The organism is Streptomyces sp. NPDC050422 (genome assembly GCF_044458665.1).
Lineage (GTDB): Bacteria > Actinomycetota > Actinomycetes > Streptomycetales > Streptomycetaceae > Streptomyces.
In genome coordinates this window covers 190312-199584 of record NZ_JBITIE010000020.1, presented here as the reverse complement: position 1 = coordinate 199584, position 9273 = coordinate 190312, and the positions used below count along the sequence as shown (strand labels likewise).

Here is a 9273-nt window from a genome sequence, read left to right as displayed (position 1 = left end):
GCGCACGGTGGGCGGGGCAGGCGTCACACGCGCACGGTGGGCGGGGCAGGCGTCACACGCGCACGGTGGGCGGGGCAGGCGTCACACGCGCACGGTGGGCGGGGCAGGCGTCACACGCGCACGGTGGCTACAAGCGCCTCGACGCCGGTGCCCCGCCCCCGCGTTCCCCGTTGAGTCTCGTGTCCAGGGTGATGGCGGCGTCGATCAGCGCCAGGTGCGTGAACGCCTGCGGGAAGTTCCCCAACTGCCGTCCGGTCAGGCCGATCTCCTCCGAGTACAGGCCCAGGTGGTTGGCGTAGGTGAGCATCTTCTCCAGCACGAGCCTGGCCAGGTCGGTGCGTCCGGCCCGCGCCAGGGCGTCGACGTACATGAACGTGCACAGCGAGAACGTTCCCTCGGAGCCGCGCAGCCCGTCCGGTGACGCCTCGGGGTTGTAGCGGTAGACCAGGCTGTCGCTGACCAGCTCGCGCTCCATCGCGTCCAGCGTGGACTTCCACATCGGATCGTCCGGCATGATGAAGCCGACCGTCGGCATGCGCAGCAGCGACGAGTCGAGTACGTCGTCGCCGTAATGCTGCACGAAGGCCTGCTTCTTCGGGTCCCATCCCCGGCTGAACACCTGCCGGTAGATCGCGTCACGGGCTTCCAGCCAGCGGCCGCGGGCAGCGGGGCGGCCGTCGTCGTAGGCGATCCGGACGGCTCGGTCGAAGGCGACCCAGGACATCACGCGGCCGTAGGTGAAGTCCTTCCGGCCTCCGCGGGTCTCCCACAGTCCTTCTCCGGGCCGGTCCCAGTTCTCCACCAGCCAGTCGAGGAGGGTGTGCAGCGCGGTCCAGCCCCGGTGGTCGAGGTGCATGCCGTGCTGGTGCGCGAAGTAGATGCTGTCGAACGCCTCACCGTAGATGTCAAGTTGCAGTTGGCCCGCCGCTCCGTTGCCGATGCGGACCGGGGCGGAGCCGCCGTACCCCTCCCAGTGATCCAGGGTCTCCTCGGCCAGGTCACTGGAGCCGTCGACGCGGTACATGATGTTCAGCGGTCCGGTGCCGCCCGTTTGGCCGGCCTCCTCCTTCACCCGGTCGTGCAGCCAGCTGATGAACGCCGTCGCTTCTTCCCTGAACCCCAGGCCCAGCAAGGCGTACACGGAGAACGACGCGTCACGGATCCAGGTGAACCGGTAGTCCCAGTTGCGCTCTCCGCCCAACTGCTCGGGCAGGCCCGCCGTGGGGGCGGCCACCAGCGCGCCGGTGGGCGCGTAGGTCATGAGCTTCAGCGTCACGGCCGAACGTTCCACCGCCTCCCGCCACCGGCCCGCGTAGGTGGAACGGCCCAGCCAGGAGCGCCAGAACCGGACGGTGTCGTCGAAGAGTTGGCCGAACTCGGCGACGGGGACCTCACGCGGCGGCCCGCCGGGGGCCGACTCCATGACCAGACCTCGCTGCTGCCCCGCCCGCAGGGTGAGGGTGAAGCGCAGGTCGTTGTCGTCCGGGGTGATGTTCAGCAGCCGCTCGTCCCTCGGTTCCCGGACGGCATGGACGGCGAGGTCCATGTCCTTCGAAGTGAACAGGACCCCGTGCTCCGTGAGGTGCAGCTCGTGCGGCTGACGGCCGTAGTCGAAGCGTGGAGCGATCTCCCCCTCGAACGTCATGCTGCCCCGGACACAGCGCAGCATCCGGACCAGACGGTGCCGGTCCGTCGCCGTCGCGCCGGTGACCGGCATGAAGTCGACCACCTCGCCGGTTCCGGCCTCGGTCATGAAGCGCGTCACCAGCACGGCGGTGTCCGGGTGGTAGAGCTGCTTACTGGTGTACGTCCCCGAGGCCGGCCTGAGGGTGAAGTGGCCGCCCTTCCGCCGGTCGAGCAGTGCGCCGAAGATGCTGGGCGAATCGAAGCGCGGGCAGCAGAACCAGTCGATCGTCGCGTCGGTGGACACGAGGGCCGCGGTCTGCAGATCACCGATGAGACCATGGTTCTCGATTAGGGGGTATTCATCCATTTCGCACCCCTTTCGACGCCGATGGCTCATCGTATGCCGCCCGCGCCGCCCCGTCCTGGCGAGACGGCCGGGCCCGTGGGGTGGGGCGGCGCCGCGGGCCCGTGCGGTCCGGCCAACGCCACCGGAAAGATCCTCAAGCGCGAGCTCAGGGATGCGAACGGTCGCGTGAGCGAGGCAGTTCGAAGAGCACGCAGCTCAGCAGGTCCGAGCCACGAGAGCGTCCTCCAGCTGCAGTCGGTGACCGTGGAACGGCGCCGCCCGGAATGGCGACTTGCCCGCATTCCAGCCGTTCATCGCAGGCAAGTCACTGCCATGGCGAGGACTTGCCGCCATCAGCCCTTCACGTCGTGCGTTCCGCACAGATAGACCGATGACATGTTCTCCCCCTTTCGCTCCTCCGCCTTCCGGCGCAGACGCCGGCAACTGCTCTCGGTTGCTGTCGCGGTGCCGCTGATGGCGTCGGGCCTCGCAGCTCTGCAGGCGCCCGCACAGGCCGTCCCGAGCAGACCCACCGTTCCCGCCAGACCCACGGCAACCACAAGGTCACCCTGGTCACCGGCGACGTCGTCACCGTCACCACCATGGCCGACGGCAAACAGACCGCCGATGTCGACCGACCGGACAACGCCGTCGGCGGCGTGAGGATCCAGGAGATCCAGGGCGACCTGCTCGTAGTCCCGGACGAGGCGGCACCGCTGCTGGGCGCCGGCAAGCTCGACCGCCGGCTGTTCAACGTCACCGACCTGATCGAGATGGGGTACGACGACGCGAAGTCGGCCGCGGTGCCGCTGATCGCGACGTACACCCAGTCGAGGAGCCGCTCGGCCGCCGAGCCGACGGCGCCCCGCGGCAGCAAACTGACCCGCAGGCTCAGCGGCATCCACGGCGCCGCGCTCAGAACCGAGAAGAGGCAGGCCCACACCTTCTGGACCGCCGTCGCGCCGCAGGGCGGAACGACGCTGGGTGCGGGGGTCGCGAAGCTGTGGCTCGACGGCCGCGTGAAGGTCAACCTGAAGGACAGCGTGCCGCTGATCGGTGCGCCCGAGGCGTGGGCGGCCGGGTACACCGGCAAGGGCGTCAAGGTCGCGGTGCTCGACACCGGAATCGACGTCAACCACCCCGACTTCGCCGGCCTGATCGACGGCACGGTCAGCTTCGTGCCGGGTGAGGCCGTCACCGACGTCAACGGGCATGGCACCCATGTGGCCGGCACGGTCGTCGGTTCGGGCGCCGCCTCCGGAGGCGACAACAAGGGCGTCGCCCCCGGCGCCGACCTGTTCGTCGGCAAGGTGCTCGGCGGCGTGGAGGGCTACGGCCAGGACTCCTGGGCCATGGCCGGCATGCAGTGGGCCGCCGAATCCGGTGCCGACGTCGTCAACATGAGCCTCGGGGACTCCTATCCGACGGACGGCAGCGACCCGATGTCGCTGACGGTGGACGCGCTGTCCGCGCAGTACGGCACGCTGTTCGTCATCGCCGCGGGCAACGCCGGCCCGGAGACCGTCTCGGCGCCGGGCGTGGCCGCCTCCGCGCTGACCGTGGCCGCGACGGACAAGGAGGACCGGCTCGCGTCCTTCTCCAGCACCGGCCCACTGGCCTACTCCGGCGGCATGAAGCCGGACATCGCGGCGCCCTGCGTGGACATCACCGCAGCCCGTTCACAGGAGATGACCGACGGCGGCGAGGGCCTCTACCGCACCCTCAGCGGAACCTCGATGGCCACCCCGCACGTGGTCGGTGCGGCGGCGATCCTGGCCCAGCAGCACCCTGACTGGACCGGCGCGCAGCTCAAGGAACATCTGATGAGCACGGCGAAGGGCCTGGACGACGGGTACTCGCCGTACGAGGTCGGCACCGGCCGGGTCGACGTGGCCGCCGCCGTGCACACGACGGTGCGCGCCACCGGATCGCTCTTCTTCGGCAACCACACCTGGCCGCATGAGCCGAGCGACGTCGCCGTCACGAAGGACCTGACGTTCACCAACACCGGTCCCGCCGACGTCAGGCTGAACCTGGCGCTCACCGACGACGGCGGCCCGTTCACGCTGGGAGCCACGACGGTGACCGTCCCGGTGGGTGGCACCGCCACCGTCCCGGTGACCGGTGACCCGCGATCCGCCCCGGCCGGCACGTCGGCTACGTCATCGGTACCGATGCGACCACCGGGAAGCCGGTGACCCGCACCTCCGTGGCTCTGCTCAAGGAGGAGGAGCGCTACGACCTGAACATCAAACTGGGCGGGCGGGACGGCAAACCCGCCGCAGAGTGGGTCACGGTCAACCTCGCGGGCGACTCCTGGCCCTGGAACGTGTACGTCGAGGGCTCGACCACCATGCGCATGGCACCCGGCCTGTACACGGTCGCGGCGTACGTCGACGTGACCGGTGAAAGGTCGGACCGCTCGGGCCTGGCCGTGCTGGTCGACCCGGAGACCGTGCTCAAGGACGGCTCAGCCGACGTGGTACTCGACGCGCGCACGTCGCACCTGTTGCAGACCGATGCGCCGCAGCGCACCGAGGACCGCCAGCGCAAGGTCGACTTCAACGTCCACTACAAGGGCTTCGACCCGTACATGGACTACCGCAGCGCGTACGTGGTGCCGCCGGCGTACGACGACGTCTACGTCGCCCCGACGGAACCCATGAAGCAGGGCGAGTTCATGCTGATCACCCGCTGGCGCAAGGGTGAGCCGCAGCTCGGCCTGAGCACGTTGGGCGGTCGGCTCCGCTTCGAGGCGACGGTGCAGGCAGGCAGCGCCCTGGGCACCGCCACGGACACGCTGAACGCCGTCTACGGGTGCAACGGCGCGGCGACCGCGTACGAGAAGATCCACGCCAGGGGCAAGGTCGTCGTCATCAGGCGGAGCGACGAGGTCTCGCCGCAGGAGCGCACCGGGGCCGCGGTCGCAGCCGGTGCGAAGGCGCTGATCGTGGTCAACGACGGTGTAGGCGGGCTGACGGAGTACGTCGGCGAGTCGAGCATCCCGGTCGCCACCGTGCACCGCGACGCGGGCAAGGCCCTCATCGCGACGGCCGAGGCAGGCAACTTCGAACTGACCGTGAAGCAGACCGAGTACACGCCGTTCGTCTACGACCTGACCCGGGACTACCCCGGACAGGTGCCGGACCGGGCCCTGGTCGACAAGCCGTCCCAGCGGGACCTCGCCCGGATCGACGCCCGCTACTACGCGACAAGCTGATCCACGACAACCCGGTCAGTGGAGACATGCAGTGGGTGGAGGTGCCGGCCGGCAGCCTTCCCTACCGCGCCGTCTTCGACGCGGAGCGGCCCGGTGACGCCTTCCGGCTGTCGACACACACCCACACCGAGTGGACGTTCATGGACTGACCGATCCGACGGCCGCGACGCAGCTCGGCCTGTCGCCGCGCACGCTGCACCGGCGCCTGCGCCGCCTCATGGACCTGGCCGGAGTCCGGACCCGGATGCAGCTCGGCGGCCATGCCGTCCGGCACGGCTGGGTGGAAACGCGGTCGGCGCGCCCCGCCCCCACGCGCCCGGACGTGGCATGAGGCCGTCTCTCTCGGCGTCCTCCGCTACCCGCGATACGTCTCCAGCAGCCGGAGCCAGATCTCGCTGATCGTCGGGTACGCGGGGACCGCGTGCCAGAGGCGGTCGAGGGGGACCTCTCCCGCGACCGCGATGGTCGCCGAGTGCAGCAGTTCGCCGATGCCCGGGCCCACGAAGGTGACGCCGAGCAGGATCTCCCGGTCCAGGTCGACGATCATGCGGGCCCGGCCCCGGTAGCCGTCCGCGTACAGGCCGGAGCCGGCGACGGCGGCGAGGTCGTGGTCGACGGCCCGGACCCGGTGACCGGCCTGCTCCGCCTCGGCGAGGGTGAGGCCGACCGAGGCGGCCTCCGGGTCGGTGAAGACGACCTGGGGGACGGCCGCGTGGTCGGCGGTGGCCGCGTGGGCGCCCCAGCGGTCCGTCTCCAGAGGCGGCTCGCCCTGGGCCCGGGCGGCGATAGCCGCGCCCGCGATGCGGGCCTGGTACTTGCCCTGGTGGGTCAGGAGGGCCCGGTGGTTGACATCGCCGACGGCGTAGAGCCACGGGGTCCCCTCGACCCGGCAGCTGTCGTCGACGGTGAGCCAGGACCCCGGCTTCAGGCCGACGGTCTCCAGGCCCAGGTCGTCGGTGCGCGGGGCACGGCCGGTGGCGAAGAGGATCTCGTCGGCCTCGATCCGTTCGCCGTTGTCGAGTTCCACGGTGACCGGTCCGTCGGGTGCGGAGCGCTGTACGGAGGTGACCGAGACGCCCGTACGGAGGTCGACCTCCGCGGCGGTCAGCGCATCGGCGACGAGCTCACCGGCGAACGGCTCCATGCGGGGCAGGAGCCCCTTTCCGCGGACCAGCATGGTGATGTCGGCTCCCAGGGCGCCCCAGACCGTGGCCATCTCCACGCCGACCACTCCCCCGCCGACGACGACGAGACGGCGGGGCACCTCCTTGGCGCTCGTCGCCTCCCGGCTGGTCCAGGGACGGGCGTCGGCGATGCCCGGCAGGTCGGGGACGACGGCGCGGCTGCCCGTGCAGACCGCCACCGCGTGGCGGGCGGTGAGCCGGTGCTCCGTGCCGTCGGGCGCCGTGACGGTGACGGCCTTCGGGCCGGTCAGCCGGCCGTGACCGCGCAGAACATCGGCTCCGATCCCCTCCAGCCAGGCGACCTGGCCGTCGTCCTTCCAGTGCGAGGCGTACGTGTCGCGGTGCGCGAGAACGGCGGCGGTGTCGAGCGGCCCCTGGACGGCGGCGGCGAGGCCCGGGACGCGGCGTGCGTCGGCGCGGGCGACGACGGGGCGCAGCAGGGCCTTGCTGGGCATGCAGGCCCAGTACGAGCATTCGCCACCGACCAGTTCGGACTCCACGATCGCGGCGGTCAGCCCGGCGGCCCGGGCGCGGTCGGCCACGTTCTCCCCCACCGGGCCCGCACCGATGACCACGACGTCGTACGCGACAGGCTCCACAGCATGTGTCATGGCCCCATTCTGGTCATGGGTGTGCACGGCGGCCACATGGGCAGGCGGAATAGCGCAAGCACAGGCACCGTTGTCCCGGACACGTCGATACGGGCACAGGAAGAGGTAGCACAGCATGAGCACCGTAGAGCTCACCAAGGAAAACTTCGATGAGGTCGTCAGCGAGAACGAGTTCGTCCTGATCGACTTCTGGGCTTCCTGGTGCGGCCCGTGTCGGCAGTTCGCACCGGTCTACGACTCGGCGTCCGAGCGTCACGCGGACCTGGTCTTCGCCAAGGTCGACACCGAGGCGCAGCAGGAGCTGGCGGCGGCCTTCGAGATCCGGTCCATCCCGACGCTGATGATCGTCCGGGACAACGTGGCCGTCTTCTCGCAGCCGGGCGCGCTGCCCGCGGAGGCCCTGGAGGACGTGATCGGTCAGGCCAGGAAGCTGGACATGGACGAGGTCCGCAAGTCCGTCGAGGAACAGCAGAAGGAGCAGAAGTAGGCGAGGCCCGGGGCACGCGTACGTCAGGGCCCGGCCGGTGACGGCCGGGCCCTGACTGCTGCGGTGCCGGGAAACGTGCGGCTCAGCCGTCCACGTGCCGCTCCGAGACACGGACCGATAGTCCGTAGTCGAGCTCCGATCCGTCGATGAGCAGGGCCTCGACGGTGTGTGTCGCGGGGTCGATGTCCGCCACCATCCCGTCACCGGCGTAGCGGGGGTATCCCGACTCGCCCGTCTCCCCCGTGGCCGCCACGACCGCCGAGCGGATGGCGACGCCGGGCGGTGGGCTCCCGACAGCGCGACTGCCGGAGCTCTCCCGGGCCGCGTCCTTCGTGTCCGGGTCCTCGGCATCGGCGCTGGTGTCGGTGTTGGCGCTGGTGTTGGCGCTGGTGTTGGCGCTGGCATCGGGGGTGGCGTTGGCGTTGGCGTCCGTGGAACCGGAATCCCCGGCCCCGGACGACTTCGTGCTCTTCGTGTCGGCCGTTTTCGTACCGGCTGCGTTGTCCGCCGTGCCCTTGACGTCGGTGAACGCGGGGACCAGCAGGATCTCGTAGCTCTGCGGATGGCTCATGGTCATGACGCTAGGCAAGGGGCGTCCGCCGCGCATGTCGCCGCGCTGGCAAACGGTTCAGCTGGACTCGCGGTGGACGGTCCGGGCCCGCAGCAGGTCGTGCCGTTCCGGTTCCGTGCCGGGGTGCCGCACCAGCCGGTCGACGAGGTCGGCCAGCGGCTGCACCGTGGCCAGTTCCATCCGTACGCTGCTGAGCCTGGGCCGGAGCAGCCTTCCCAGCATGGAATCGTCCGCGCCGACCACCGCGGTCTCGGTGGGCACCTCGATGCCGGCGTCCTGGAGGGCCCGCATCAGCAGCATCGCGTAGCTGTCGTCGTACGCGAAGACGGCGTCCAGAGCGAGCGAGGGCCAGCGGGCGGCCAGGGTGGCGGCCGATTCCTCCGAGTACCGCAGCGGGAGCTCCTCGATCAGGGCCCCGCCCGCCTCCGCGGCCTGCCGGGCACCGGCCAGTCTGGGGCCGGCGAACGGCTCAAGAGCGGGATCCTCCGGCATCACCACGCCGATCCGGCGTCGGCCGCGCTCCAGCAGATGCCGGACGGCGCTGCCGCCCACCTCCCGCTGGTCCGTGATCAGCGCGTGTGCGCCGGGCACCGGCTGCGGCCCGAGGGTGATCACCGCTTTCGCGCCGGAGCGGCGGAGTACGGCGATGCCCGGCGGGGCGAGGGGCACCGAGCCCGGCGCGATGACGGCGACGGGCCTCAGTTCGGCCCATGCCCGGGCGGCTTCGTCCGGGTCCAGGCCGATGGAGCCGTACTGGACGACCGTGTAGTCGAGGCGTCGCAGGCCGGATTCCAGCCCGTGCAGGAAGCGGTGGTGCAGCGGCGTGGAGGGGAGGTTCGCGGTCGGCAGGAGCACCATGCGTGAATGTCCGGCGCGCAGGCTACGGGCGGCGGCATGCGGTACGTACCCAAGTTCGGTGGCGGCCTCCCGCACCCGGCGGCGGGTCGGATCGCTGATCCGTACGGCCGTGTTGTTGTTCAGCACGTACGAAACGGTGGCCCGCGAGACCCTCGCGAGCCGCGCCACGTCGGCGCTGGTCGGGACGGGGCCTTCGGCGGGCTGCTCGGGTAACTGACTCATGGCGTCGGGCAGTCTTCCAGACCCCTTCGGCACGGGAACGCGCCGGGGTCGTGACCGGGTGTCGACCTCAGGTGGAGCCCCGGACCCGCCCGAAGCGGGGGGCTCGTGGTCGCGGTCCGCGGCCCGTACGGCGGACCCGCTCCACGCG

General features: G+C 70.9%; 9 protein-coding genes. 5 read left to right on the top strand and 4 right to left on the bottom strand.

Annotation, left to right across the window (positions count from 1 at the left end):
- Positions 1 to 127: 127 nt before the first annotated feature.
- Positions 128 to 2023, bottom strand: a complete 1896-nt coding sequence (locus ACIBJG_RS29830) for a glycoside hydrolase family 15 protein (RefSeq protein ID WP_399312116.1) — start codon at positions 2021 to 2023, stop codon at positions 128 to 130.
- A 551-nt stretch (positions 2024 to 2574) separates the two neighbouring features.
- On the opposite strand from ACIBJG_RS29830, the gene ACIBJG_RS29825 reads away from it, so the two are divergent.
- Genes ACIBJG_RS29825 through ACIBJG_RS29810 form a run of 4 tightly spaced genes read left to right on the top strand, consistent with a single transcriptional unit; the run spans position 2575 to position 5523 of the window.
- Positions 2575 to 4170, top strand: a complete 1596-nt coding sequence (locus tag ACIBJG_RS29825) for a S8 family peptidase (protein ID WP_399312115.1) — start codon at positions 2575 to 2577, stop codon at positions 4168 to 4170.
- Entirely contained in the window at positions 4167 to 5192 is a 1026-nt protein-coding gene (locus ACIBJG_RS29820; protein WP_399312113.1) for a PA domain-containing protein, read from the top strand. The genes ACIBJG_RS29825 and ACIBJG_RS29820 overlap by 4 nt, the downstream gene beginning before the upstream one ends.
- Before the next feature lie 26 nt (positions 5193 to 5218).
- The gene (locus ACIBJG_RS29815; protein ID WP_399312111.1) at positions 5219 to 5341 is read left to right on the top strand and encodes a hypothetical protein; all 123 of its coding nucleotides are present in this window, start codon (positions 5219 to 5221) and stop codon (positions 5339 to 5341) included.
- Positions 5323 to 5523: a helix-turn-helix domain-containing protein gene (locus ACIBJG_RS29810; RefSeq protein ID WP_399312110.1), complete on the top strand. Its 201-nt coding sequence runs from the start codon at positions 5323 to 5325 to the stop codon at positions 5521 to 5523. Before ACIBJG_RS29815 ends, ACIBJG_RS29810 begins: the two co-directional genes overlap by 19 nt.
- A gap of 24 nt (positions 5524 to 5547) precedes the next feature.
- Here ACIBJG_RS29810 and ACIBJG_RS29805 read toward each other — a convergent pair whose 3' ends face one another.
- Entirely contained in the window at positions 5548 to 6987 is a 1440-nt protein-coding gene (locus ACIBJG_RS29805; RefSeq protein ID WP_399312109.1) for a dihydrolipoyl dehydrogenase family protein, read from the bottom strand.
- 115 nt (positions 6988 to 7102) lie between these two features.
- Here ACIBJG_RS29805 and trxA point away from each other — a divergent pair, with 115 nt between their 5' ends.
- Positions 7103 to 7474: a thioredoxin gene (gene trxA, locus ACIBJG_RS29800; protein WP_399312108.1), complete on the top strand. Its 372-nt coding sequence runs from the start codon at positions 7103 to 7105 to the stop codon at positions 7472 to 7474.
- Positions 7475 to 7556: 82 nt separating this feature from the next.
- Here trxA and ACIBJG_RS29795 read toward each other — a convergent pair whose 3' ends face one another.
- Positions 7557 to 8045: a hypothetical protein gene (locus ACIBJG_RS29795; RefSeq protein ID WP_399312106.1), complete on the bottom strand. Its 489-nt coding sequence runs from the start codon at positions 8043 to 8045 to the stop codon at positions 7557 to 7559.
- Positions 8046 to 8102: 57 nt separating this feature from the next.
- The gene (locus ACIBJG_RS29790) at positions 8103 to 9125 is read right to left on the bottom strand and encodes a LacI family DNA-binding transcriptional regulator (protein WP_399312105.1); all 1023 of its coding nucleotides are present in this window, start codon (positions 9123 to 9125) and stop codon (positions 8103 to 8105) included.
- Between the last annotated feature and the right edge of the window lie 148 nt (positions 9126 to 9273).

What these genes read in the sequence shown, in the direction of transcription:
- ACIBJG_RS29795 (WP_399312106.1), bottom strand. Translation starts at nt 8,045, where the DNA reads ATGAGCCATCCGCAGAGCTACGAGATCCTGCTGGTCCCCGCGTTCACC.
- ACIBJG_RS29790 (WP_399312105.1), bottom strand. Translation starts at nt 9,125, where the DNA reads ATGAGTCAGTTACCCGAGCAGCCCGCCGAAGGCCCCGTCCCGACCAGC.
- ACIBJG_RS29805 (WP_399312109.1), bottom strand. Translation starts at nt 6,987, where the DNA reads ATGACACATGCTGTGGAGCCTGTCGCGTACGACGTCGTGGTCATCGGT.
- ACIBJG_RS29830 (WP_399312116.1), bottom strand. Translation starts at nt 2,023, where the DNA reads ATGAGCCATCGGCGTCGAAAGGGGTGCGAAATGGATGAATACCCCCTA.
- ACIBJG_RS29815 (WP_399312111.1), top strand. Translation starts at nt 5,219, where the DNA reads ATGCAGTGGGTGGAGGTGCCGGCCGGCAGCCTTCCCTACCGCGCCGTC.
- ACIBJG_RS29825 (WP_399312115.1), top strand. Translation starts at nt 2,575, where the DNA reads ATGGCCGACGGCAAACAGACCGCCGATGTCGACCGACCGGACAACGCC.
- trxA (WP_399312108.1), top strand. Translation starts at nt 7,103, where the DNA reads ATGAGCACCGTAGAGCTCACCAAGGAAAACTTCGATGAGGTCGTCAGC.